The 24888-nt window shown below is 55.8% G+C and carries 27 protein-coding genes; 18 read left to right on the top strand and 9 right to left on the bottom strand.

Annotated features, from left to right (window positions below; genetic code table 11):
• The first annotated feature begins 136 nt into the window (after positions 1-136).
• The 3 genes from nsrR (at position 137) to rlmB (ending at position 3837) form a co-directional block, all read left to right on the top strand.
• A complete protein-coding gene (gene nsrR / locus E0L16_RS16750) occupies positions 137-562 on the top strand; it encodes a nitric oxide-sensing transcriptional repressor NsrR (protein ID WP_063450982.1) in 426 nt (141 codons plus the stop codon).
• A 38-nt stretch (positions 563-600) separates the two neighbouring features.
• Positions 601-3042: a ribonuclease R gene (rnr, locus tag E0L16_RS16745; protein WP_064910249.1), complete on the top strand. Its 2442-nt coding sequence runs from the start codon at positions 601-603 to the stop codon at positions 3040-3042.
• Positions 3043-3105: 63 nt separating this feature from the next.
• Entirely contained in the window at positions 3106-3837 is a 732-nt protein-coding gene (gene rlmB, locus E0L16_RS16740) for a 23S rRNA (guanosine(2251)-2'-O)-methyltransferase RlmB (RefSeq protein WP_003856001.1), read from the top strand.
• A gap of 91 nt (positions 3838-3928) precedes the next feature.
• Here rlmB and E0L16_RS16735 read toward each other — a convergent pair whose 3' ends face one another.
• Positions 3929-5203, bottom strand: coding sequence for an MFS transporter (locus E0L16_RS16735; protein ID WP_131637474.1), 1275 nt, complete (start codon positions 5201-5203; stop codon positions 3929-3931).
• A gap of 195 nt (positions 5204-5398) precedes the next feature.
• On the opposite strand from E0L16_RS16735, the gene E0L16_RS16730 reads away from it, so the two are divergent.
• The gene (locus E0L16_RS16730) at positions 5399-7021 is read left to right on the top strand and encodes an isovaleryl-CoA dehydrogenase (RefSeq protein ID WP_131637472.1); all 1623 of its coding nucleotides are present in this window, start codon (positions 5399-5401) and stop codon (positions 7019-7021) included.
• Here the strand turns inward: E0L16_RS16730 and E0L16_RS16725 are convergent.
• The 3 genes from E0L16_RS16725 to bsmA all read right to left on the bottom strand — a co-directional run bounded on the left by E0L16_RS16725 (position 7018) and on the right by bsmA (position 9873).
• Complete coding sequence (locus tag E0L16_RS16725; protein ID WP_131637470.1) at positions 7018-8949, bottom strand: methyl-accepting chemotaxis protein; 1932 nt, start codon at positions 8947-8949, stop codon at positions 7018-7020. The genes E0L16_RS16730 and E0L16_RS16725 overlap by 4 nt on opposite strands.
• Before the next feature lie 170 nt (positions 8950-9119).
• Complete coding sequence (gene yjfN / locus E0L16_RS16720; RefSeq protein WP_063450923.1) at positions 9120-9395, bottom strand: DUF1471 family protease activator YjfN; 276 nt, start codon at positions 9393-9395, stop codon at positions 9120-9122.
• A 148-nt stretch (positions 9396-9543) separates the two neighbouring features.
• A complete protein-coding gene (gene bsmA, locus E0L16_RS16715) occupies positions 9544-9873 on the bottom strand; it encodes a biofilm peroxide resistance protein BsmA (protein WP_131637468.1) in 330 nt (109 codons plus the stop codon).
• 137 nt (positions 9874-10010) lie between these two features.
• On the opposite strand from bsmA, the gene yjfP reads away from it, so the two are divergent.
• A complete protein-coding gene (gene yjfP, locus E0L16_RS16710; RefSeq protein ID WP_131637466.1) occupies positions 10011-10733 on the top strand; it encodes an esterase in 723 nt (240 codons plus the stop codon).
• On the opposite strand, the gene ulaR is transcribed toward yjfP, so the two are convergent.
• Positions 10730-11485, bottom strand: coding sequence for an HTH-type transcriptional regulator UlaR (gene ulaR / locus E0L16_RS16705; RefSeq protein WP_063867148.1), 756 nt, complete (start codon positions 11483-11485; stop codon positions 10730-10732). The two genes, yjfP and ulaR, sit on opposite strands and share 4 nt — an antisense overlap.
• A 110-nt stretch (positions 11486-11595) precedes the next feature.
• Entirely contained in the window at positions 11596-12660 is a 1065-nt protein-coding gene (ulaG, locus tag E0L16_RS16700; protein ID WP_063450919.1) for an L-ascorbate 6-phosphate lactonase, read from the bottom strand.
• Between the two features lie 359 nt (positions 12661-13019).
• Here ulaG and ulaA point away from each other — a divergent pair, with 359 nt between their 5' ends.
• Genes ulaA through E0L16_RS16670 form a run of 6 tightly spaced genes read left to right on the top strand, consistent with a single transcriptional unit; the run spans position 13020 to position 17428 of the window.
• Positions 13020-14420, top strand: a complete 1401-nt coding sequence (gene ulaA, locus E0L16_RS16695) for a PTS ascorbate transporter subunit IIC (protein WP_022646831.1) — start codon at positions 13020-13022, stop codon at positions 14418-14420.
• A 12-nt stretch (positions 14421-14432) separates the two neighbouring features.
• Entirely contained in the window at positions 14433-14738 is a 306-nt protein-coding gene (gene ulaB / locus E0L16_RS16690; protein ID WP_025758276.1) for a PTS ascorbate transporter subunit IIB, read from the top strand.
• Between the two features lie 9 nt (positions 14739-14747).
• On the top strand, positions 14748-15215 hold the full coding sequence (gene ulaC / locus E0L16_RS16685) for a PTS ascorbate transporter subunit IIA (RefSeq protein WP_131637464.1): 468 nt from the start codon (positions 14748-14750) through the stop codon (positions 15213-15215).
• 13 nt (positions 15216-15228) lie between these two features.
• Positions 15229-15879, top strand: a complete 651-nt coding sequence (gene ulaD, locus E0L16_RS16680; RefSeq protein WP_131637462.1) for a 3-keto-L-gulonate-6-phosphate decarboxylase UlaD — start codon at positions 15229-15231, stop codon at positions 15877-15879.
• A 9-nt stretch (positions 15880-15888) separates the two neighbouring features.
• On the top strand, positions 15889-16749 hold the full coding sequence (locus E0L16_RS16675) for an L-ribulose-5-phosphate 3-epimerase (protein WP_063867157.1): 861 nt from the start codon (positions 15889-15891) through the stop codon (positions 16747-16749).
• Positions 16742-17428, top strand: a complete 687-nt coding sequence (locus E0L16_RS16670; RefSeq protein WP_131637460.1) for an L-ribulose-5-phosphate 4-epimerase — start codon at positions 16742-16744, stop codon at positions 17426-17428. The genes E0L16_RS16675 and E0L16_RS16670 overlap by 8 nt, the downstream gene beginning before the upstream one ends.
• Before the next feature lie 136 nt (positions 17429-17564).
• Here E0L16_RS16670 and yjfY read toward each other — a convergent pair whose 3' ends face one another.
• Positions 17565-17840 (bottom strand): DUF1471 family protein YjfY, encoded by a 276-nt coding sequence (yjfY, locus tag E0L16_RS16665; RefSeq protein WP_107534514.1) that lies wholly within the window; start codon positions 17838-17840, stop codon positions 17565-17567.
• 341 nt (positions 17841-18181) lie between these two features.
• Here yjfY and rpsF point away from each other — a divergent pair, with 341 nt between their 5' ends.
• The 5 genes from rpsF (at position 18182) to E0L16_RS16640 (ending at position 20703) form a co-directional block, all read left to right on the top strand.
• Entirely contained in the window at positions 18182-18577 is a 396-nt protein-coding gene (rpsF, locus tag E0L16_RS16660; protein ID WP_003856034.1) for a 30S ribosomal protein S6, read from the top strand.
• 6 nt (positions 18578-18583) lie between these two features.
• Positions 18584-18898, top strand: a complete 315-nt coding sequence (gene priB, locus E0L16_RS16655; protein ID WP_022646836.1) for a primosomal replication protein N — start codon at positions 18584-18586, stop codon at positions 18896-18898.
• 4 nt (positions 18899-18902) lie between these two features.
• Positions 18903-19130 (top strand): 30S ribosomal protein S18, encoded by a 228-nt coding sequence (rpsR, locus tag E0L16_RS16650; RefSeq protein WP_000135199.1) that lies wholly within the window; start codon positions 18903-18905, stop codon positions 19128-19130.
• Between the two features lie 41 nt (positions 19131-19171).
• Positions 19172-19621 carry a 50S ribosomal protein L9 gene (rplI, locus tag E0L16_RS16645; protein ID WP_006810372.1) on the top strand — a complete coding sequence of 150 codons (450 nt, stop codon included), beginning with the start codon at positions 19172-19174 and terminating at the stop codon, positions 19619-19621.
• A 152-nt stretch (positions 19622-19773) separates the two neighbouring features.
• Entirely contained in the window at positions 19774-20703 is a 930-nt protein-coding gene (locus tag E0L16_RS16640) for a DMT family transporter (protein WP_063450912.1), read from the top strand.
• A 47-nt stretch (positions 20704-20750) separates the two neighbouring features.
• Here the strand turns inward: E0L16_RS16640 and E0L16_RS16635 are convergent, their stop codons facing one another.
• A complete protein-coding gene (locus tag E0L16_RS16635; protein ID WP_131637458.1) occupies positions 20751-21389 on the bottom strand; it encodes an OapA family protein in 639 nt (212 codons plus the stop codon).
• A gap of 231 nt (positions 21390-21620) precedes the next feature.
• Here E0L16_RS16635 and bamJ point away from each other — a divergent pair, with 231 nt between their 5' ends.
• Both bamJ and cycA read left to right on the top strand, forming a co-directional pair.
• The gene (gene bamJ, locus E0L16_RS16630) at positions 21621-22241 is read left to right on the top strand and encodes a BamJ family beta-barrel-assembly machinery protein (protein ID WP_063450910.1); all 621 of its coding nucleotides are present in this window, start codon (positions 21621-21623) and stop codon (positions 22239-22241) included.
• 314 nt (positions 22242-22555) lie between these two features.
• The gene (cycA, locus tag E0L16_RS16620; RefSeq protein WP_063450909.1) at positions 22556-23965 is read left to right on the top strand and encodes a D-serine/D-alanine/glycine transporter; all 1410 of its coding nucleotides are present in this window, start codon (positions 22556-22558) and stop codon (positions 23963-23965) included.
• A gap of 85 nt (positions 23966-24050) precedes the next feature.
• Here the strand turns inward: cycA and ytfE are convergent, their stop codons facing one another.
• On the bottom strand, positions 24051-24713 hold the full coding sequence (ytfE, locus tag E0L16_RS16615; RefSeq protein WP_063867163.1) for an iron-sulfur cluster repair protein YtfE: 663 nt from the start codon (positions 24711-24713) through the stop codon (positions 24051-24053).
• Between the last annotated feature and the right edge of the window lie 175 nt (positions 24714-24888).

Here is a 24888-nt window from a genome sequence, read left to right as displayed (position 1 = left end):
CCGGCGACCGCTCCTGGATCTCCGCTTTTTCGCCCCGTCTGTCAAATAAATTAGCCGCTAACTATCTGGCTGGTTTATCATCATTAATGAATATCTCTGCGGTTTGACCGCGTTTTCCCTTTTTCCTGAGGTTGATGTGCAGTTAACAAGTTTCACCGATTACGGCTTACGCGCGCTGATTTATATGGCGTCGTTACCCGATGGGAAGATGACCAGTATCTCTGAAGTCACAGAGGTATACGGTGTGTCCCGTAATCATATGGTCAAAATAATCAATCAACTTAGTCGTGCCGGATACGTTGCTGCCGTCCGCGGGAAGAATGGAGGGATCCGTCTCGGTAAACCGGCACAGAGTATCCGTATTGGCGATGTGGTACGTGAACTGGAGCCACTATCTCTGGTGAACTGTAGCAGCGCGTTCTGCCACATTACGCCCGCTTGCCGCCTGAAACAGGCGCTTTCAAAGGCCGTGCAAAGTTTTCTCATGGAACTGGATAACTACACGCTGGCCGATTTGGTTGAAGAGAATCAACCGCTTTATAAATTATTGCTGGTGGAATGAAGAAAATTTCCACCGGAGCTGACAACGGAGGAACCGACATGTCACAAGATCCTTTCCAGGAACGCGAAGCCGAAAAATACGCGAATCCTATCCCCAGCCGCGAGTTCATCATTGAACACTTAACAAAACGCGAAAAACCCGCCAATCGTGAAGAACTTGCCGTTGAATTAAACATTGAAGGTGAAGAGCAAATTGAAGCCCTTCGCCGCCGCCTGCGCGCCATGGAGCGCGACGGCCAGCTGGTCTTTACCCGCCGCCAGTGCTACGCGCTGCCGGAACGCCTCGACCTGCTGAAAGGCACCGTTATTGGTCACCGCGACGGCTTTGGCTTCCTGCGCGTGGAAGGCCGTAAAGACGATCTGTACCTCTCATCTGAACAGATGAAGATGTGTATCCACGGCGACCAGATCCTGGCGCAGCCGCTGGGTGCAGACCGTAAAGGCCGCCGCGAAGCGCGCGTGGTGCGCGTACTGGTGCCAAAAACCAGCCAGATTGTAGGCCGCTATTTTACCGATGCGGGCGTCGGCTTTGTGGTGCCGGATGACAGCCGTCTGAGCTTCGATATTCTGATCCCACCTGAAGAGGTGATGGGCGCGCGCATGGGCTTTGTAGTGGTGGTAGAACTCACCCAGCGCCCAACCCGTCGCACCAAAGCGGTGGGTAAAATCGTCGAAGTGCTGGGCGATAATATGGGCACCGGCATGGCCGTTGATATGGCGCTGCGTACCCATGAAATTCCGTACGTCTGGCCGAAAGCGGTTGAAGATCAAATTGAAAACCTGCGTGAAGAAGTGCCGGAAGAGTCCAAAGCTGGCCGCGTCGATCTGCGCTCCCTGCCGCTGGTCACCATTGATGGTGAAGACGCCCGCGACTTCGATGACGCCGTGTACTGTGAGAAAAAACGCGGTGGTGGCTGGCGTCTGTGGGTGGCTATCGCTGACGTAAGCTATTACGTGCGTCCGCACACGCCGCTGGATAACGAAGCGCGCAGCCGCGGTACGTCGGTGTACTTCCCGTCGCAGGTGGTACCGATGCTGCCGGAAGTGCTCTCTAACGGCCTCTGTTCCCTCAACCCGCAGGTGGACCGCCTGTGTATGGTCTGCGAAATGACCATCTCCAGCAAAGGTCGACTGACGGGCTACAAGTTCTACGAAGCGGTGATGAGCTCCCATGCGCGCCTGACCTACACCAAGGTCTGGCATATGTTGCAGGGCGATCAGGATCTGCGCGAACAGTACGCGCCGCTGGTTAAACACATTGAAGAACTGCACAACCTCTACAAAACGCTGGATCAGGCGCGCGAAGAGCGCGGTGGGATCTCGTTTGAGAGTGAAGAGGCCAAGTTCATCTTTAACGCCGAGCGTCGCATCGAGCGTATCGAGCAGACCCAGCGTAACGATGCCCACAAGCTGATTGAAGAGTGTATGATCCTGGCGAACATCTCGGCGGCCCGTTTCGTTGAGAAAGCCAAAGAGCCTGCGCTGTTCCGTATCCACGACAAGCCAACCACGGAAGCCGTGACCTCATTCCGCTCCGTGCTGGCTGAGCTCGGCCTGGAGCTGCCTGGCGGCAATAAGCCTGAGCCACGCGATTACGCCGAGCTGCTGGAATCCATCAGCGATCGTCCTGACGCGGAAATGCTGCAAACCATGCTGCTGCGCTCCATGAAGCAGGCGATTTACGATCCGGAAAATCGGGGCCACTTTGGTCTGGCGTTGCAGTCTTACGCGCACTTTACCTCGCCGATCCGCCGTTATCCGGATCTGTCACTGCACCGTGCGATCAAGTATCTGCTGGCGCACGAGCAGGGCCATAAAGGCAACACGACTGAAACCGGTGGGTATCACTACTCCATGGAAGAGATGCTGCAACTGGGTCAGCACTGTTCCATGACCGAGCGCCGTGCGGATGAAGCGACGCGCGACGTGGCGGACTGGCTGAAGTGTGACTTTATGCTGGATCAGGTTGGTAACGTCTTTAAAGGCGTGATTGCCAGCGTCACCGGCTTTGGTTTCTTCGTGCGTCTGGATGAGCTGTTTATCGACGGTCTGGTGCACGTTTCCAGCCTCGATAATGATTACTACCGTTTCGATCAGGTCGGTCAACGTCTGATCGGCGAATCCGGCGGCCAGACCTACCGTCTGGGCGATCGGGTGGAAGTGAAGGTTGAAGCCGTAAATATGGACGACCGTAAGATCGACTTCAGCCTCATCTCCAGCGAGCGTGCTCCGCGTAACGTCGGCAAAACCGAGCGTGAGAAAGCGAAAAAAGGCGGCAACGGTAAAGCGGGCGGCAAGCGACGTCAGGCAGGTAAAAGAGTAAACTTTGAGCCAGACAGCGCCTTCCGTGGCGAAAAGAAGCAGAAGCCCAAGGCGGCAAAAAAAGACGCCCGAAAAGCGAAAAAGCCGTCGACTAAAACCCAGAAAATAGCGGCCGCGACCAAAGCGAAGCGCGCGGCGAAGAAACAGCAGGCGGAGTAATTTCCCCTCACCCTGACCCTCTCCCCAACGGGAGAGGGGAAATATTTATTACGAGAACCATCAATGAGTGAAATGATTTACGGCATCCACGCGGTGCAGGCCCTGCTGGAGCGCGCACCGGAGCGTTTTCAGGAAGTCTTTATTCTGAAAGGGCGCGAAGACAAACGTCTGATGCCGCTGATCCACGCGCTGGAAGCGCAGGGCGTCGTGATCCAGCTGGCGAACCGCCAGTATCTGGATGAGAAAAGCGAAGGCGCGGTGCACCAGGGCATCATCGCGCGCGTGAAGCCGGGCCGTCAGTATCAGGAGAACGATCTGCCGGATCTGATCGCTGAACTGGATAACCCGTTCTTCCTGATCCTTGATGGCGTAACCGACCCGCACAACCTGGGTGCGTGCCTGCGTAGCGCCGATGCAGCAGGCGTGCATGCGGTGATTGTGCCAAGAGATCGTTCCGCGCAGCTTAACGCAACCGCTAAAAAAGTGGCCTGCGGCGCGGCGGAAAACGTTCCGCTGATCCGCGTGACTAACCTGGCGCGCACCATGCGTCTGTTGCAGGAAGAGAATATCTGGATCGTCGGCACGGCCGGTGAAGCGGATCACACCCTGTATCAGAGCAAAATGACCGGCCGCATGGCGCTGGTGATGGGTGCTGAAGGTGAAGGCATGCGTCGCCTGACCCGCGAGCACTGCGACGAGCTGATCAGCATTCCGATGGCGGGCAGCGTGTCATCCCTGAACGTTTCCGTTGCAACGGGCATCTGCCTGTTTGAAGCGGTGCGCCAGCGCGGATAGCCTGTTATGCCGGGTGGCGGCTTCGCCTTACCCGGCCTACAAAGGCACGGTACCGTAGGCCCGGTAAGCGCAGCGCCACCGGGCATTTACCTCACTCCTCTAACGACCGCAAATGGTCATCCTTCCTCAGCGTCATCAGCGCGAAAATACTCACCACCGCCGTTGCCATCACGTAGTAGGCCGGAATGTCCAGGTTGCCCGTCTGCTTAATCAGCCCGGTAATGATTAACCCCGCACAGCCCGAAAAAATCGCGTTCGATAACGAATAGGCCAGCCCCAGCCCCGTATAGCGCACGCGCGTGGGGAACATCTCAGACAGCATTGCCGGTCCCGGCCCTGCCAGCATCCCCACCAGACCGCCCGCAATCAGCACCACCATCGCTTTAACTGCCAGCATACTGGATTCTGCCTGTAAAATTTTCAGCAGCGGCAGGGCGAGGATCAGCAGGAGCACGGTGGCGATAATCATCACCGTTCGCCGCCCGATCCTGTCGCTCAGCATGCCCGACGGAATGATGGTAAGCGCAAACCCAATGTTAGAAATCACCGCAATCAGCAGCGCCTGGTTAAAACCGGTGTGCAGCGCAGATTGCAGATAGGTCGGCATAATCACCAGATAGGTATACCCCGCCGCAGACCAGACCATCACCCGGCCAATGCCCATCAGAATGGTGTTGAACGTGGCGGCGGTGCTGGCCTGAGTCATAACCGGTTTTTCCCGTTGCTGCACAAAGCTCGGCGTCTCTTCCATGCTCACCCGCAGCCATAGCGCGACCGCACCCATCGGCAACGCCAGGAAGAACGGAATGCGCCAGCCCCAGTCGTGCAGGGCTTCAGGCGTGAGGAGGGCAGAGAGCAGCGCGACAATGCCTGCGCCCGCTAACAGCCCGAGCGCCACGGTGAAGGACTGCCATGCCCCGTAAAGGCCGCGCTTGCCGCGCGGGGCGAACTCTGTCATCAACGAAACCGCACCGCCGTACTCTCCGCCCGCGAACAGTCCTTGCAGAATACGCAGGAGCGTAACGATCAGCGGCGCAGCAATGCCGATGCTGGCGTAGACCGGCACAATGCCAATAGCGGCGGTGGCGAGCGTCATCAGTATCAGCACAATAATCAGCGTCGGCTTGCGGCCAATCCTGTCGCCAATGCGGCCAAAGATCACCGCACCCAGCGGGCGGAAGAAAAAGGCGATGGCGAACGAGGCCCAGGTGAGGATCAGGCTGGTCAGCTCCGCTTCCCCTTCAAGCTGGAAGAAGTTTCTGGCAATGACGGTTGCCAGAAAACCGTAAACCGCAAATTCATACCACTCAATGAAGTTGCCGATGGAGCCTGCAATTAATGCACGCTTGTGCGCATCCTGTTGCATAACGATCCTCACAAAAACGGGGTAAGAATAAATTATTCAGCATTAGCGAAGTAATGAAATAGTTTATTCTTATGTTCTGTGAGCTATTTCACGGATGATATCAACACGATCGCCGTCGTGTGACCCCTCTCCCATGCAGCGTGTTTGCCCTCTGTCCATACTTACCTTTATTGCCAATGAAAGGAGGGAGACAGCATGCACTGGCAGACGCATACCGTTTTTAATCAACCTGCACCGCTATCGAACAGCAACCTTTTCCTCTCTGATTGCGCCCTGCGCGATGCGGTAGCGCGTGAAGGGGCTGAGTGGGATCTGGATCTTCTTGCCAGCATCGGACAGCAGTTGGGCACGGCGGAGTCGCTGGAGCTGGGCAGGCTGGCGAACGTTAACCCGCCGGAACTGCTGCGTTATGACGCCACGGGAGCGCGGCTGGATGACGTCCGCTTTCATCCGGCATGGCATCTTCTGATGCAGGGGCTTTGCGCCAACCGGGTACACAACCTGGCGTGGAAAGAGGCGGCGCGAAAAGGATCGTTCGTCGCCCGGGCCGCGCGTTTCGTGCTGCATGCTCAGGTGGAGGCGGGAACGCTATGCCCGGTAACCATGACCTTTGCCGCCACGCCGCTGCTGCAACAGTTGCTGCCCAACCCCTTTCAGGACTGGTTAACCCCGCTGATGAGCGATCGTTACGATCCTCATCTCGCCCCGGGCGCGCAAAAGCGCGGCCTGCTGATCGGCATGGGGATGACGGAAAAGCAGGGCGGTTCGGACGTGCTCAGCAACACCACCAGAGCAGAAAAGTGCAGCGATGGCAGTTACCGGCTGGTGGGGCACAAATGGTTTTTCTCCGTACCGCAGAGCGATGCGCATCTGGTGCTGGCACAGGCGAAAGGCGGGTTGTCCTGCTTTTTTGTCCCGCGTTTCCTGCCCGACGGGCAGCGCAACGCGGTGCGTCTGGAGCGTCTGAAGGACAAACTCGGCAACCGCTCGAATGCCAGCAGTGAGGCTGAGTTTCTCGATGCTTCCGGCTGGCTGCTGGGCGAAGAGGGAGAAGGCGTCCGGCAAATTCTGAAGATGGGTGGGCTGACGCGCGTCGACTGCGCGCTTGGCAGCCACGGGCTGATGCGCCGTGCGCTCTCGGTGGCGCTTTATCATACCCATCAGCGGCAGACCTTCGGCAAAAATCTGATCGACCAGCCGTTAATGCGCGAGGTGCTAAGCCGGATGGCGCTGATCCTGGAAGGGCAGACGGCGCTGCTGTTCCGACTCGCCCGGGCGTGGGACAACCGTACCGATCCGCAGGAAGCCGCGTGGGCGCGGCTTTTCACGCCGGCGGCAAAATACAGCGTCTGCAAAGCGGGCATACCGTTTGTGGCAGAGGCAATGGAGGTGCTGGGTGGCGCAGGCTATTGCGAAGAGAGTGAGCTTCCGCGGTTGTACCGTGAAATGCCCGTTAACAGCATCTGGGAAGGCTCTGGCAATATTATGTGCCTCGATGTCCTGCGCGTGCTGGCGAAGCAGCCAGGCATTCTCGACCTGCTCGCCGATGATTTTGCGCAGGTAAAAGGCCAGGACAGGCACTTCGATCGCAGCTGGCGGCAGCTACAGCAGAAGCTGCGTAAGCCACACGAAGCGCAGGGCAGGGAGATCGCGCAGCAGCTCTTTTTACTGAGCGCCGGAAGCCAGATGCTGCGGCACGCATCGCCGCCCGTAGCGCAGGCGTGGTGCCGCATGATGCTGGATGCCCGGGGTGGGACGCTGATGAGCGAGCAGGTGCAAAACGACCTGCTGCTGCGCGCCACGGGCCGGGTAGGTTAAGCCTTTAGCTGGAACAGGCTCACCAGCCGGGTGAGGTGCGAACCCTTCTCGCGCAGCGTCTGTGCCGTCTGCTCGCTGCGTGAGATACGATCGGCATTAATATGCGATGCCTCACCGATGTGCGTCATCGCCAGATTCACCTGGCCAATCCCCGCAGACTGCTCGCGGGACGCGTGATTGATCTCGGTGACAAGCTGGCTGATGTTATCGATATGAACAATGATGGAATCCATCGCCAGGCGCGTTTTTTCAGACAGCGCGTGGCCTTCGCTTACCTTGTTCAGCGTGTCGCCAATCAGCTGTTCAATCTCTTTAACCGCGTTAGCGCTGCGTGCCGCCAGGGCGCGCACTTCCTGCGCCACCACGGCGAAACCTTTGCCGTGTTCGCCCGCCCGCGCCGCTTCTACCGCCGCATTGAGCGCCAGAATATTGGTCTGGAAAGCGATGGACTCAATCACGCGGGTGATGTCTTCAATGCGTTTTGATGCGTCGCGAATATCATCCATGGTGGATACCGCGTGGGTCACCGTCTCTCCACCCTGATGCACCGCGCGCGAGGTTTCACCCACCAGCTGCTGCGTTTGTTCCATGTTAGCGGCGTTTTGCTGCACGGTCGCGGCTAACTGCTCCATGCTGGCGGAGGTCTCCTCAACGCTGCTGGCCTGCTTGTTGATCTGCTCAGAGATCTCGCCGGTGTCTGAAGCCAGCGCGTTAGTCCCCAGATGGATCTCGCCTGCGGCCTCGCGGACCTGCAAGACAATTTTTTGCAGACCGCCGCCGATGCCGTTAATGGCGTCAACCAGCTGGCCGACTTCATCCTGTCGCGTGACCGGCAGGCTGGCACGCAGATCGCCTGCGGCATACTGCCGGGCAAGCTCGATTACCGCGCGCAGCGGGCGGGTCAGCATCCGGCGAATGAGGATAACGAACAGGCCCGCGAAGAGTGCGGATAACACCACGCCCGCCATCAGGAAGCGATCGCGCAGGGTGGTGACGCTTGAAAGCAGTACGGCCTTGTCCACTTCACCCACGATGGTCCAGTTCCAGCCCGCCAGCGGCGTGTAGGCAACTTTGAGCGTACGGCCATCCGCGCTCACGCGTTCCAGCGTGCCGGGTTTGTCACTCAGAAGCTGCTGCTGCGTCGCGGCGTCCCAGGCGGGCAGTTTGCCCTCTTCGCTGGCGTGGAACAGGTACTGTCCGCGCGTTTTACCGCTGCTGCGGTCCAGCACGTAGAAATGACCGCTTTCGCCCAGTCGACGGTTAAGGATTTTCTCGCGCATGACGTTCCACGAATGGGTGATGTCTACGCCGACAAAGATAATACCGATAACCTGGCCTTCCGCATTCTTAACAGGCTGATATTGCGTGATGTAGCGCTTGCCGAACAGCAGAGCGAGACCACGATAGACTTCCCCTTTCGTGACGGCGGCAAATGCCGGGCTGGTGGTATCCAGAACGGTTCCGATCGCGCGGTCACCGTTCTCTTTTCGCAGCGACGTCGCCACGCGAATAAAATCGTTACCGCTGCGGACAAACAGCGTCGAGATAGCCCCCGTTCGGCTCAGGAAGTCATCAGAAAGCGAATTGTTTTCATGCAACTCCGTTTCACCGCCCTTCAGCAGAGGAACGGTAAGGCCGTTAATGGTCCGGCTCTGGCTGCTGTCGCTGTTCAGTGGCTGTGGCAAAAAGGTGGTGAACAGACGGGTATAGCTCTCGACCTCTTCGCTCAGGCTGGTGTTGAACATCTCTACCATATCCACCATGCCGGTAGACTGGTTATGCAGGTCTTCAACCGCAAGATCTTCAAGCTGCTGGCTGGCGTTGTGGCTCAACAGGAAAGTGAACAGCAAAAAAAGCGTGGCGACACTTGCACCTGTAAGCAGCGATAGCTTCGTGCCCAGACCTGCCCGACGGAAAAAAGTGATCATAAATTGCTCATCATTGAAAAGGTATGGCTGTTCAACGGCAGAGCGGAGAGAACGTTTATCTTTTTACTGTAACTGAATGTTACGAGATTGTTTTTATTGCGTTTCTGGAGAGATAAAAAATTTGCAAAAGTGAAAAGCCACTAAAATTAAGTGGCCTTTATCGGAAGGGATTATGCATAAAGAATGGCCTGTACGCGCCAGAGATTAACATGGTGATCTTCCTGCATCTGGACGATGCGATACCAGGAGGCACCCTGTTCATCAGCCTTCAGGGCGACGACACGTTCCACGTCTTGCGGACTCCCCGTTATATTGTTAACGGAGATCTGACCAATCTCGTTCAGGCCCGTGACGCAATCCGCGCTGGCAAATTCGGCTGACTGCGCCGTGGTGCTCAGCAGGCCTGCTGAAAGTAATAGCGTCGTTAAAGCAAGGGTTCGTTTCATCGTCAGCTCCTTTTCACGTGTCTCCGGTATCCGCCGGGCAATCCTTCGCGAATAAACGCATTTCCATTGTTGCTGGCATGCAGTTTATTGTGGACAGGAAAATGTCTACGGACGAAAAGCAGTGTAAAGGTCGTTCAAATGATGATGCCTACTTACGGTACAAAATTCCCTGCGCGTACCACTGTCCCGTAATAATGGTTTCATCAATCATAATGATGACGTAATAATCTGCTTTTGCGGCAACGGCCTGCGCTTCAATTGCGTCTTCTGCATCATCCGGTGAACCGCGAACCATCGCGGATACGGTTCCCAGGCGTTGTAATCCTTCCGTATGATTACGACGAATTTCCTGGGGACGATCGGTAACCGGCGGTGCCGGTTCTGGCGTACCCTGCAATACGGAACATCCGCCGAGCAGTGTGACCAGCAATAAAGCGGTAAGCCTGCGCATAGCCCTGTCTCTTTTCCTGATAGCCATAGTGTAGTTGTCTGCGAATTTAGTTTTGGGGGAATGTTCCCGAAGTGTTATCTGGAACGTAGATTTCGAATGAAAATATCGTGAAACCGTAATCCAGCTCTCAACATTATGAATCATTCATCAGCACAGGATCGACAATGATTGAAATTGAAACGCGCCGCCTGAATGACCATGAAATCCTCCATGCTTTTCCGGCAGGTAAAGGTGAACAACCGCTGCCGGCGGTGGTTTTCTATCATGGCTTTCTCTCCTCGAAGCTGGTCTACAGCTATTTTGCCGTCGCGCTGGCGCAGGCCGGATTTCGCGTCGTCATGCCTGATGCGCCGAACCATGGTGCACGCTTTACCGGCGATGAGCAGGCGCGGCTGGGGCTGTTCTGGCAAACGCTGCACGGCAATCTGACCGAGTTCGCCGGGCTGCGTGACGCGCTCTTACAGGCGGGGCTGGTGGAGGGTAAACGGCTGGCGGTCGCAGGCGCATCAATGGGGGGAATGACGGCGCTGGGGATCATGGCCAGGCATCCTGAGGTAGCGTCCGTGGCTTGCCTGATGGGGTCGGGCTACTTTACGTCACTGGCAAAGACGCTGTTTCCGCCGCAGGCACCTCAGGAGATTGAGGCTCTGTTGTCTGAATGGGACGTCAGCCATGCGCTTTCGCGGCTGGGCGATCGACCGCTGCTGCTCTGGCATGGAGATGCCGACGACGTTGTACCGCCCGGTGAAACGTTCCGTCTGCAACAGGCGCTACAGCGCGAAGGGCTGGACAGCAATCTGACCTGCCAGTGGGGAGCCGGCGTCCGGCACCGCATTACCCCGGCAGCACTGGAGGCGACGGTGGCGTTTTTCCGCCAGCATCTTTAAACGCGAAGTACCTTAACACCCTGATCTTCAAGCTTGCTGAGGATCTCAGGGTTGGCGTTTTTGCCGGTGATCACCATGCTGATTTGCTCGGCGCGGCTGAAAAGCATGCCGGCGCGTTCACCGACCTTGCTGCTGTCGACCAGCACCACCAGCTTGCCTACCACGTTAAGCATGTTTTGTTCCGCCATTGCGGTGAGCATATCGGTTTTATACAGGCCATCCGCCGTCAGGCCCTTGCCGCTGGTAAACATCCAATGCCCGGCATAAAGGCTATTTTCACTGTCCTGCGGGCTGAGGGTAATGGACTGACTCTTGTTGTACTGGCCGCCCATGATCACCACGCTTTCATGTTCCTGGTCAATGAGATAGTTGGCCAGCGGCAGGTAGTTGGTAATGATTTGTACCGGCTTGCCGCACATCTCGCGGCCCAGCAGAAACGCCGTCGAGCCGCAGTTGATCACCACGCTCTCGCCGGGATTCACCAGCTGTGATGCCGCTCGGGCAATCCGCACCTTTTCATCGTGATTCTGCGCCTGGTGGATGTTCATTGGCGTCCAGCGTGGACGCTGCTGGCTGATAGCCTCTGCGCCGTTGCGAACTTTTTTCAGCTTGCCGCTCTCATCCAGCTTGTTGATATCCCGCCGCGCGGTAGCGGGGGAGATCCCTAAACGTTCGATCACTTTCTCGACGGTGATAAACCCTGTTTGCGCCAGGAGTTCCAGTAAAATTTGATGCCGTTGCGCTTCCGTCATGAGCTATTCCGATAAGAATTGATTTGAAAAGATAATATTTGAAATAGCGTGAAATTACTAAAATAAAAATGACATCGCCAGACTCAGGGTCTGGCGACTGGGCTTCACGATCAGAGGAAGGATTTAAACGGCAGGTCTGGCTCAATAGTAAAGCAATCATCGAAGCCACGCGGGTAGTGGTACTCAAGATTGTCTTTATCCAGCGGCCAGGTGAATTTGCCGCCAACCTGCCAGATGAACGGCTTGAAGCCATACTTGAGGCGGTCTTTTTTCATCTCCCACAGGACGCGGATCTCTTGCGGATCGGCCTGGAAGTTTGACCAGATATCGTGATGGAACGGGATCACCACTTTGGTGTTCAGCGCTTCCGCCATGCGCAGCATATCCGCGCTGGTCATTTTGTCCGTAATACCGCGCGGGTTTTCCCCGTAGGAGCCGAGCGCCACGTCAATCTGATGCTCGTTGCCGTGCTTCGCGTAGTAGTTAGAGTAGTGGGAATCTCCGCTGTGATACAGGGAGCCGCCAGGCGTTTTGAACAGGTAGTTCACCGCGCGCTCGTCCATCCCGTCTGGCAGTACGCCTGCGGCTTTCTGGTCGGCAGGCAGGGTAATCAGCGCGGTGCGGTCAAAAGCATCCAGCGCGTGAATTTCAATGTCTTTGATTTTCACCACGTCGCCCGGCTTCATCACGATGCAGCGCTCTTTTGGTACGCCCCAGCCAATCCACAAATCCACGCAGGTCTGCGGCCCGATGAACGGTACGTCGTCCGCGCAGTTTTGCATCACCGCGGCCGCCACGTTTACGTCAATGTGATCGTTGTGATCGTGGGTAGAGAGCACGGCGTCGATCTGGCGAATGGCAAAAGGATCAAGCACAAAAGGCGTGGTGCGCAGGTTCGGCTGAAGTTTTTCCACCCCGGCCATACGCTGCATCTGGTGGCCTTTTTTCATCAGCGGATTGCCGTGGCTCTGCTTGCCGGTGCCGCACCAGAAATCGACGCAAATGTTGGCGCCGCCTTCTGACTTCAGCCAGATGCCGGTGCAGCCCAGCCACCACATCGCAAAGGTGCCAGGAGCAACCTGTTCCTGCTCGATCTCTTCGTTCAGCCAGCTACCCCACTCTGGAAAGGTGCTCAGGATCCATGATTCACGGGTGATGGTTTCCACTTTACTCATCGTTTGACTCCTGCTTTTAATCAAAAATAATCATTATGTGATTTATTGTGATTAATGCTGGCACTGTTTGCATCGATTTGCAATGGCTGGTGTGCGGAAAATTCCCCTCGCCACATCACAGAAAAACCCTCTGTTCGTTGTTAAGATAACCGCTATATATCATTAACCTGATGAATTTTAAGAATTAATATGCTGTGCTTCATCGGTGGTGAAAATCATTACTAAAGCTATGGAAATAAATTGCGTGATCCGTCACAAATAATCAAATGCAATCTTGTGATGATTATTTGTGATTAATAGAGTGATGGCACCAACCACACAAGGATTACCCCTTGTGTTCTCACTTTCTGGAGAGAGTTATGGAGATCCTCTACAACGTCTTTACCGTGTTCTTTAATCAGGTAATGACCAACGCCCCGCTGTTGCTGGGTATCGTGACGTGCCTGGGTTACATCCTGCTGCGCAAAAGCGTCAGCGTGATTATCAAAGGCACCATCAAAACCATCATTGGTTTTATGCTGTTGCAGGCGGGGTCTGGCATTCTGACCAGCACGTTTAAGCCGGTCGTTGCCAAAATGTCCGAGGTGTACGGCATTAACGGCGCCATCTCTGACACTTACGCGTCCATGATGGCCACTATCGATCGCATGGGTGATGCGTACAGCTGGGTTGGGTATGCGGTGCTGCTCGCGCTGGCGCTGAACATCATTTACGTGCTCCTGCGTCGCATCACCGGCATTCGTACCATCATGCTTACCGGACACATCATGTTCCAGCAGGCGGGGCTGATTGCCGTTTCTCTCTATATCTTCGGCTACCCAATGTGGACCACGGTCATCTGCACAGCAGTGCTGGTCTCGCTTTACTGGGGCATCACCTCCAACATGATGTACAAGCCCACGCAGGACGTCACGGACGGCTGCGGCTTTTCCATCGGTCACCAGCAGCAGTTCGCCTCCTGGATTGCCTACAAAGTTGCGCCTTATCTGGGCAAAAAAGAGGAGAGTGTCGAAGACCTCAAGCTGCCTGGCTGGTTGAATATCTTCCACGACAACATCGTCTCAACGGCGATTGTGATGACCCTTTTCTTCGGTGCCATTCTGCTCTCCTTCGGCATTGACGTGGTGCAGGCCATGGCGGGTAAAACCCACTGGACGGTCTATATCCTGCAAACCGGCTTCTCTTTCGCCGTGGCCATTTTCATCATCACCCAGGGCGTGCGCATGTTCGTCGCCGAACTCTCTGAGGCGTTCAACGGTATCTCCCAGCGCCTGATCCCTGGCGCGGTACTGGCGATTGACTGTGCGGCTATCTATAGCTTTGCGCCAAACGCCGTGGTCTGGGGCTTTATGTGGGGCACCATCGGCCAGTTGATTGCGGTCGGCATCCTGGTGGGCTGTGGCTCCTCCATCCTGATTATTCCCGGCTTTATCCCGATGTTCTTCTCCAACGCCACCATCGGCGTGTTTGCGAACCACTTCGGCGGATGGCGCGCCGCGCTCAAGATCTGTCTGGTGATGGGCATGGTTGAAATCTTCGGCTGCGTGTGGGCGGTCAAGCTCACCGGCATGAGCGCCTGGATGGGCATGGCGGACTGGTCAATTCTGGCACCGCCGATGATGCAGGGCTTTGCCTCCGTCGGGCTGGTCTTTATGGCCGTCATCATCCTGATTGCATTGACTTATATGTTCTTCGCTGGCCGTTCGCTGCGGGCTGAAGAAGATGCGGAAAAACAAACAGCAGAAGTTTCTGCTCACTAAGGAGTTTCGATTATGACCGTACGTATCCTGGCTGTGTGTGGCAATGGGCAAGGAAGCTCCATGATCATGAAAATGAAAGTGGACCAGTTTTTAACCCAGTCAAACATTGACCACACGGTGAACAGCTGCGCAGTGGGTGAATACAAAAGTGAACTGAACGGCGCGGACATCATCATCGCCTCAACGCACATTGCCGGTGAGATTAGCGTCTCGGGTAACAAATACGTGGTAGGCGTGCGCAACATGCTGTCTCCTGCGGATTTTGGACCAAAACTGCTGGACGTGATCAAAGAACACTTCCCACAGGACGTGAAGTAAGGACGCCACATGAAACTACGTGATTCGCTGGCAGAAAATAACTCCATCCTTTTACAGGCCGACGCCAGCACCTGGCAGGACGCGGTGAAGCTGAGCGTGGATCTGCTGGTTAAGGCGGACGTTGTCGAGCCGCGTTATTACCAGGCCATTCTGGACGGCGTGGCGCAGCACGGCCCCTATTTTGTGATTGCCCCGGGGCTGGCCATGCCGCATGGACGTCCGGAAGAGGGCGTCAGGAAAACCGGTTTTTCGCTGGTGACGCTGAAAACGCCGCTGGTGTTCAACCACGAAGATAACGACCCGGTCGATATCCTCATCACCATGGCGGCTGTCGATGCCAACACCCACCAGGAGGTGGGGATCATGCAAATCGTCAATCTGTTTGAGGACGAAGCCAATTTCGACCGTTTACGCGCCTGCCGTACCGCGCAGGAAGTACTGGATTTAATTGATCACGCCACTGCGGCGGCAGTTTAAGAGGGAATTGAATATGTCTTTACCAATGTTACAGGTCGCGCTGGATAACCAGACGCTGTCTCACGCCTACGAAACCACCCGCCTGATTGCGGAAGAAGTCGACATCATCGAAGTGGGCACCATTCTGTGCGTAGGCGAGGGCGTTCGCGCGGTTCGCGACCTGAAAGCGCTCTACCCGCATAAAATCGTACTCGCAGATGCCAAAATCGCCGATGCGGGCAAAATTCTCTCTCGCATGTGCTTCGAAGCCAACGCTGATTGGGTCACCGTGATTTGCTGTGCGGATATCAACACCGCGAAAGGTGCCCTGGATGTGGCAAAAGAGTTTAACGGCGACGTGCAGATAGAGCTGACCGGTTTCTGGACCTGGGAGCAGGCGCAGGCGTGGCGCGACGCGGGTATTCAGCAGGTGGTGTATCACCGCAGCCGCGATGCGCAGGCCGCAGGCGTGGCGTGGGGCGAGGTCGATATCAGCGCGATCAAACGCCTGGCCGATATGGGCTTCAAAGTCACCGTTACCGGTGGCCTGGCGCTGGAAGATCTGCCGCTGTTCCAGGGCATCCCAATCCACGTCTTTATTGCCGGTCGCAGCATTCGCGACGCGGCATCTCCGGTGGAAGCGGCGCGTCAGTTCAAACGCTCCATCGCTCAGCTTTGGGGCTAAGGAGCGGGTATGTTGTCAAAACAGGTCCCGCTTGGCATCTATGAAAAGGCACTCCCTGCGGGGGAGTGCTGGCTGGAGCGGTTACAGCTGGCGAAGCAGCTGGGTTTTGATTTTGTCGAAATGTCGGTGGATGAGACGGACGAGCGCCTTTCTCGCCTGGACTGGACCCGCGAGCAGCGTCTGGCGCTGGTGAGCGCCATTGCCGAAACCGGCGTGCGGGTGCCATCCATGTGCCTGAGCGCGCACCGTCGTTTTCCGCTTGGCAGTGAAGACGATGCCGTGCGCGCTGAGGGGCTGGAGATCATGCGCAAAGCCATTCGTTTTGCGCAGGATGTCGGCATCCGCGTGATCCAGCTGGCGGGTTACGACGTTTACTATCAGGACGCCAACGATGAAACGCGCCGTCGTTTCAGGGACGGCCTGAAAGAGAGCGTTGAGATGGCCAGCCGCGCGCAGGTGACGCTGGCGATGGAGATCATGGATTATCCCTTGATGAACTCCATCAGCAAGGCGCTGGGCTACGCACACTACCTGAACAACCCGTGGTTCCAGCTGTATCCGGATATCGGCAACCTGTCGGCATGGGATAACGACGTACAGATGGAGCTTCAGGCGGGCATCGGGCATATCGTTGCGGTGCACGTCAAAGATACCCGTCCCGGCGTGTTTAAAAACGTGCCGTTCGGCACCGGGGTGGTGGATTTCGAACGGTGCTTCCAGACGCTCAAACAGACCGGCTATTGTGGGCCTTATCTGATTGAGATGTGGAGCGAAACTGCGGACGACCCGGCGGCAGAAGTGGCGAAAGCCAGGGACTGGGTGCGCGAGCGGATGGCGCGGGCAGGCCTGCTGGAGGCGGAACATGCTTAAGCTAAAACAGCAGGTCTTTGAGGCCAATATGGAGCTGCCGCGCTATGGCCTGGTGACGTTCACCTGGGGCAACGTGAGCGCCATCGATCGCGAGCAGGGGCTGGTGGTGATTAAGCCGAGCGGCGTAGCCTATGATGCCATGAGCGCTGAAGATATGGTGGTGGTTGACCTCGAAGGACACGTCGTTGAGGGCAAATGGCGTCCTTCTTCAGATACGGCAACCCATCTGGCGCTGTACCAGCGTTATCCGTCTCTGGGGGGCGTTGTGCACACCCACTCCACGCACGCGACCGCCTGGGCGCAGGCTGGGCTGGCAATTCCGGCGCTGGGCACAACCCATGCGGACTACTTCTTCGGTGATATTCCCTGCACGCGCGCGTTAACGCAGGCTGAAGTCGAAGGGGAGTACGAACTCAACACCGGCGGGGTCATTATCGAAACGCTGGGTGAGACGGAACCACTGCACACGCCGGGGATTGTGGTGTACCAGCATGGTCCGTTCTCGTGGGGTAAAGATGCGCATGACGCCGTGCATAACGCGGTGGTCATGGAAGAAGTGGCTCGAATGGCGTGGATTGCGCGCGGCATTAACCCGCAGCTTCAGGGCATTGATGATTACCTGATGAACAAGCATTTCATGCGTAAGCACGGACCCAATGCTTATTACGGGCAGAAGTGAATATGTGCTCTGGAATACCGAAACAGCTGTAACCGGTGGTATTCCGGGGCCATTCATAAAAAAAGCCCCCGCGCAGGGGGCAAGTCATATATTGCTTTGATTTTTTGTTGGCTTTCCTGGTGCTGGCGATAAAACGTTACTGGTAGATATCTGCACTGGCGTGCATATTGCCGTTGCTGCCGGGCTCACGTGTCAGGATGACGTGATAGTATTTTGCGCCCCGCGCGTCGGTTTCTTCATTCAGCGCCCGATCTGCTTCACTTTCAGTGGCGAAGTTATGATTGATGTAAATTACGCCTAAGCTCTGCACATCATCCATGTTTCTGGCCTGTCGGCTGTCTATCCTGATGGCTGCCATTGCGTTTGCACTGAGCAAAAGCGCAGCCAAAATGGCGATTGCGATTCTTTTCATGATATGCGCTCCACGACTGCGTGCGGTGATACGGGGTAATGCGCTCCTTCTCTGTTTAAGGGATTCTGATTAAAGTGTAATCGCTCCTCTGGTTGCGATGGGTGACCATTTCTGATGGTGTTGTTCAAAAAAACAGCGCTTCTGATGCGAGTGATTTTAAATCACCCACTTAGATCAGCTTTACGCTTTGTGCGAATTATTTGCGCAATCACCTTGTGTTTAGCGGGGGGCGCAAGTATTATGACGCGTCAATTTTTCAGCCGACCTTTAACACGTTCCTTGCCTCCCCGGGCCTCGGCTGACCCAGACAGGAGGCTGAATAATCCGTAAGGAGCAATTCGATGCGTCATTACGAAATCGTTTTTATGGTCCATCCTGACCAGAGCGAACAGGTTCCGGGTATGATCGAGCGTTACTCTGCTGCCATCACTGGTGCAGAAGGCACGATCCACCGTCTGGAAGACTGGGGCCGCCGTCAGCTGGCTTACCCAATCAACAAACTGCACAAAGCTCACTACGTTCTGATGAACGTTGAAGCGCCGCAGGAAGTGATTGATGAGCTGGAAACTACCTTCCGCTTCAACGATGCCGTTATCCGCAGCATGGTTATGCGTACCAAACACGCAGTGACCGAAGCATCTCCGATGGTTAAAGCGAAAGACGAGCGCCGTGAGCGTCGCGATGATTTCGCAAACGAAACCGCAGATGATTCTGATGCTGGGGATTCTGAAGAGTAATTTCTGATGACCAACCGTCTGGTGTTGTCCGGCACCGTGTGCAGGACCCCCCTTCGAAAGGTCAGCCCATCAGGAATTCCGCATTGCCAGTTCGTGCTTGAGCATCGTTCTGTGCAAGAGGAAGCCGGGTTTCACCGGCAGGCGTGGTGCCAAATGCCCGTTATTATTAGCGGACACGAAAACCAGGCCATTACTCACAGTTTAACGGTCGGTAGCGCAGTAATCGTTCAGGGGTTCATCTCTTGCCACAAGGCAAAGAACGGCCTGAGCAAAATGGTTCTGCATGCCGAGCAGATTGATTTGATAGATACTGGAGACTAGCCAAATGGCACGTTATTTCCGTCGTCGCAAGTTCTGCCGTTTCACCGCGGAAGGCGTTCAAGAGATCGACTATAAAGATATCGCAACGCTGAAAAACTACATCACCGAAAGCGGTAAGATTGTCCCAAGCCGTATCACCGGTACTCGTGCAAAATATCAGCGTCAGCTGGCTCGCGCTATCAAACGCGCTCGCTACCTGTCTCTGCTGCCGTACACTGATCGTCATCAGTAATCGGGCACGGTCCATTAATACGACTTTAAGAGGATAAGGTAATGCAAGTTATTCTGCTTGATAAAGTAGCAAACCTGGGCAGCCTGGGTGATCAGGTAAACGTTAAAGCGGGTTACGCTCGTAACTTCCTGGTACCACAGGGTAAAGCTGTTCCAGCTACTAAGAAAAACGTAGAGTTTTTCGAAGCACGTCGTGCTGAACTGGAAGCCAAACTGGCTGACGTTCTGGCGGCTGCTAACGCTCGCGCTGAAGCAATCAACGCACTGGGCACCGTTACCATCGCGTCTAAAGCTGGCGACGAAGGTAAACTGTTCGGTTCCATCGGTACCCGCGATATCGCTGATGCAGTCACTGCGGCAGGCGTTAAAGTGGCTAAGAGTGAAGTTCGCATGCCGAACGGCGTTCTGCGTACCACTGGTGAGCACGAAGTTGACTTCCAGGTTCACAGCGAAGTGTTCGCTAAACTGGTTGTTAACGTAGTAGCTGAGTAATTTTTTACTCTGCTCACGTCGAAGCGCCGGCCTTGTGCCGGCGTTTTGCTTTTTAGCGTGACCCTACGTCATGTTTTGCTATTGTAAGGTCGCTATTCCTGACGCATTCTCTGATAATAAATTGAAACGCAATTTTATTTATGAGATTTGTCATGGATACCGCTCTGCCCACGCCCGTCTTTGCCCGTCGAAATGTGGCCTATGCCTGCGCCACGCTCTGCTGTCTGCTTTGGGGAAGCTCTTACCCGGCCATTAAAAGCGGCTACGAACTTTTTGAGATCGCGACCGATGATATCCCGTCCAAAGTCGTCTTTGCCGGATACCGTTTTCTGTTTGCCGGTGCGCTGCTGCTGCTCTTTGCCCTGGCCCAGCGAAAACCGATTGGCAGGCTCACGCCCACGCAGTTTGGCCAGCTCACGATCCTTGGGCTTACCCAGACTACCATCCAGTACACCTTCTTTTATATCGGCCTGGCCTACACCACCGGGGTGAACGGCTCGATCATGAATGCCACCGGCACCTTCTTCAGCGTGCTGCTGGCGCACTTTATCTACCACAATGACAAACTCAGCTACAACAAAACGCTGGGCTGCGTTCTGGGCTTCGCCGGGGTGATGCTGGTGAACTTCCACGGCGGGTTACGTGATTTCCAGTTTGTCTGGCAAGGTGACGGATTTGTCGTGCTGGCGGCCTTTATTCTCTCTGCCGCCACGCTTTACGGGAAACGTATTTCCCAGACCGTTGACCCGACGGTGATGACGGGCTGGCAGCTGGCGATAGGCGGGGCGGCACTGGTTGCGGGAGGCTATATCACGGGCGGAACGCTGGAAGTGCACAGCATGAAGGCCGTCGCTGTGCTGGGTTACCTGACCCTGCTCTCATCCGTGGCGTTCGCCCTGTGGAGCGCGCTGCTGAAGGTGAACCGCGTGAGCATGATTGCTCCGTTCAACTTTGTCATTCCTGTTGCAGGGACGGTGCTTTCCGCCATCTTCCTCGGCGAAAACATTCTGGACATCAAATACGCGATTGCGCTGGTGCTGGTCTGTTCGGGGATCTGGTGGGTGAACAAGCGGAGCGCCTGAGAAATGACGTGCCGGGAGGCGGCTTCGCCTGACCCGGCCTACGGGAACTAGCGTGCCCGGATAAAACTGCCGTCCGGCTGACGGGTAAACAGCACCTGCTGACCATTCCCCGTATCAATGGTCAGTCCCGTCACTACGCCGCTGGCATTCTGGCGGATCTGCACCATCTGACCATTTTGCAGGTTGCTGAGCGGTTTGCCTGCCCCTTCAACCTGCGCCATGGCATACACATCCGTTGCCGGCAGATTGTGGTCGCGGAACAGCTGGGCAAGGGTTTTCCCTGACTCTACGCGATACGAACGCCACTGCTGCTCAATGCCGGTAGGCTGTTGCGCCTGCGGCTCTGAAGGAGCGGCGGTCTGCTCCTGATCTTCCTGAACGGGTTCAGGTTCAACCGGCGCAACCTGGCCCGGATCGTTAGAGGGCGTGACCAGCTGCGTCTGCATCGGCTGTGAATCCGGCTGCGGCTGGCTTTGCGACTGGATATCCAGCTCCGCATTCCGGCTGACCGGCGCGGTATCAACGTTGTCACTGCCGGAAGGAAGCAGGAAGCCGATGACGATCAGCAGCGCGCCAATGATAATGCCTCTGCGGTGCAAAGGCGGCAGCGGGTCCATGATGCGAAAGTTATCCGGCGCATGCCAGATTTTCGCCAGGGTAGGTTTCAGTTCAAATCGCCCGGGCATGGCTCTCCTCCTGCTCCGCGTCTTTTTATCCTGTCCTGAGAAGTGTAGTTTGCTAACTGCCTGATGGGCGTAACAAAGCCAGCTTTCGTGACATATATTTGGGAAAATCCTGACGGCTACTATTGTTTCCGTTTCGCCGCTGTTTGTCACCTTTACTTAAGACAAAGTTTTACCCATAAGGGCATGGCTGATATGCTGCCCGCTACTTTAAATGTGATGGAAGGAAAACCCATGACCACCCCGACTTTTGACACTATCGAAGCGCAGGCAAGCTACGGCATCGGCTTGCAGGTAGGACAGCAGCTGAGCGAATCCGGCCTGGAAGGTCTGTTACCGGAAGCGCTGGTGGCGGGTATCGCTGATGCGCTGGAAGGCAAGCAACCCGCCGTGCCGGTTGACGTTGTGCACCGTGCGCTGCGTGAAATTCACGAACGTGCTGACGCCGTGCGTCGCGCGCGTTTCGAAGAGATGGCGGCAGAAGGCGTTAAATATCTGGAAGAGAACCGCGAGCGTGAAGGCGTGAACAGCACCGAGTCCGGCTTGCAGTTCCGCGTAATCAATCAGGGTGATGGCGCTATCCCGGCGCGTACCGACCACGTTCGCGTGCACTACACCGGTAAGCTGATCGACGGTACCGTGTTCGACAGCTCCGTTGCGCGTGGCGAACCGGCTGAGTTCCCGGTTAACGGCGTTATCCCAGGCTGGATCGAAGCCCTGACCCTGATGCCGGTAGGCTCAAAGTGGGAACTGACCATCCCGCACAACCTGGCTTACGGCGAGCGCGGCGCTGGCGCGTCCATTCCGCCATTCAGCACCCTGGTGTTTGAAGTCGAGCTGCTGGAAATCCTGTAATCGGTTTTTCTTATTTTCCTCTCTTCAGTCGGGGAGAGGAAAATAGCGATAAAACCTGGAGTTACGACGGAATCAACATTTTGTATTGCAAACGAAACTGTTACGTGTATTTTTGTGAGCTGTTTCGCGCTGTATGAGTGATATGACACTCACTTTCAACATATTATTAACATAATATCCAAATCATAGTATTCATCCCGCCGATTCTTACCTACTATCGATTAGTCCTTACAAAGGGACCGTCATTTATTTGGCGTATTTAAAGGCCAGAAGAGCCGTAACAACACAGACAGGCATAAACAGGAAAATATCACATGGTAGATCAGGTCAAAGTCGCCGCCGCAGAAGAGGCGACGTCTGAACAGTCGCTACGGCGAAATCTCACAAACCGTCACATTCAGCTCATTGCCATTGGGGGCGCCATCGGCACCGGGCTGTTTATGGGATCGGGCAAAACCATCAGTCTTGCCGGCCCGTCGATCATCTTCGTTTATATGATCATCGGTTTTATGCTCTTCTTCGTGATGCGTGCAATGGGTGAACTGCTGCTCTCGAACCTCGAATATAAATCCTTCAGCGATTTCGCGTCCGACCTGCTCGGTCCTTGGGCAGGCTATTTCACCGGCTGGACCTACTGGTTCTGCTGGGTGGTCACCGGTATGGCGGACGTTGTCGCCATCACGGCCTACGCGCAGTTCTGGTTCCCCGGCCTGTCGGACTGGGTGGCCTCGCTGGCGGTGATTATCCTGCTGCTGAGCCTTAACCTCGCCACCGTAAAAATGTTCGGTGAGATGGAGTTCTGGTTCGCGATGATCAAAATCGTTGCCATCATCGCGCTGATTGTCGTCGGGCTGGTGATGGTGCTGACGCACTTCCAGTCGCCAACCGGCGTTCAGGCGTCGTTTGCCCATCTGTGGAATGACGGCGGCTGGTTCCCGAAAGGCATCAGCGGCTTCTTTGCCGGCTTCCAGATTGCGGTGTTCGCATTCGTGGGGATTGAGCTGGTCGGCACCACGGCGGCGGAAACCAAAGATCCGGAGAAATCCCTGCCGCGCGCGATTAACTCCATCCCGTTGCGTATCATTATGTTCTACGTATTCGCGCTGATTATCATTATGTCCGTGACGCCGTGGAGCTCGGTGGTGCCAACCAAGAGCCCGTTCGTTGAGCTGTTTGTGCTGGTCGGTCTGCCGGCGGCGGCAAGCCTGATTAACTTCGTGGTGCTTACCTCTGCGGCGTCGTCTGCGAACAGCGGCGTGTTCTCCACCAGCCGTATGCTGTTCGGACTGGCGCAGGAGGGCGTTGCCCCGAGCGCGTTTGCCAAACTCTCAAAACGCGCGGTGCCGGCGAAAGGGCTGACCTTCTCCTGTATCTGCCTGCTGGGCGGCGTGGTGATGCTTTACGTCAACCCGAGCGTAATCGGCGCGTTCACCATGATCACCACGGTGTCGGCGATCCTGTTCATGTTCGTCTGGACCATCATCCTCTGCTCGTACCTGGTGTACCGCAAGCAGCGTCCACACCTGCACGAGAAGTCGATCTACAAGATGCCGCTGGGCAAGCTGATGTGCTGGGTGTGCATGGCGTTCTTCGTCTTTGTGCTGGTGCTGCTGACGCTGGAAGACGATACCCGTCAGGCGCTGATCGTCACGCCACTGTGGTTTATCGCGCTGGGGCTGGGCTGGCTGTTTATCGGTAAGAAACGTATGGCAGGCATGCGTTAAGCATGTGCCGGGTGGCGCTGACGCTTACCCGGCCTACGTTCGAGGACGTTGTAGGCCCGGTAAGCGCTAGCGCTACCGGGCTTTTTTATTTATCAGCCAATGCCCGCGGAAACAGCACGTTATTCTCAAGACTGATGTGCTCCATCAGGTCGTCAATCATCTCATTAATGCCGTTGTACATGGCTTTCCAGGTGGTGCACGCCTCAGGTGGCGGCGTGACGTTGTTGGTGGTGTGTTTGATCACCTCCAGCAGTTCCCCCGCGTCATCATGTTCGCTTTCCATCACGCTGATGGGCCCCATCGCCTGGCTCCCCATGCCCTGTTTAATCATCGGGAAGAGGATCTGCTCTTCTTTCATCATGTGGCTGGAAAGTTCTTCGTGCAGCATGGTCAGGTATTTCGCCAGGCCGCGCGGTACGGAAGGTTTATCGGCGTGAACGCGCTCTACTTTGGTGGCCTGTAAAATCAGCTCCGGCAGCTGTTCACGGTGACGGTCGTGGTAACGCACGATAATGTGGTCGATGATTTCAGCCAGCGGCGCGGTGCGCCAGTCTTTGTCGACAGGCTGTTCTGCCAGCTTAGCCAGCTCCGCTTCGATAGCTTCTACATCCAGCTCTTTACGCGACGCTGCGCGCGCCAGCGTTTGCTTACCGCCGCAGCAGTAATCCATATCGTATTTACGGAACAGCGCAGAAGCGCGAGGGATGGAGAGCGCCAGCTCGCCCAGGGGTTGGTCGCGGAAGGCCATAGGAGTTACCTCATCATCAGAAATATAAGATGCATTTTAAATGCATCTTTAAAGCGATACTATAACCCTTTAGAGGCAAGGGTAAAAGTGAGAGGGCGATCACAAAAAAAACGTGCTTTTAACCTGCTGATTGAATGCAGAAAAAGCTTTCGAAAGTTTTTAAAGGTGGAGAAAC

Source organism: Enterobacter quasihormaechei (genome assembly GCF_004331385.1).
Taxonomy (GTDB): Bacteria; Pseudomonadota; Gammaproteobacteria; order Enterobacterales; family Enterobacteriaceae; genus Enterobacter; species Enterobacter quasihormaechei.
Note: the sequence above shows the minus strand (reverse complement) of the source record. Positions and strands in the feature narration are given on the sequence as shown.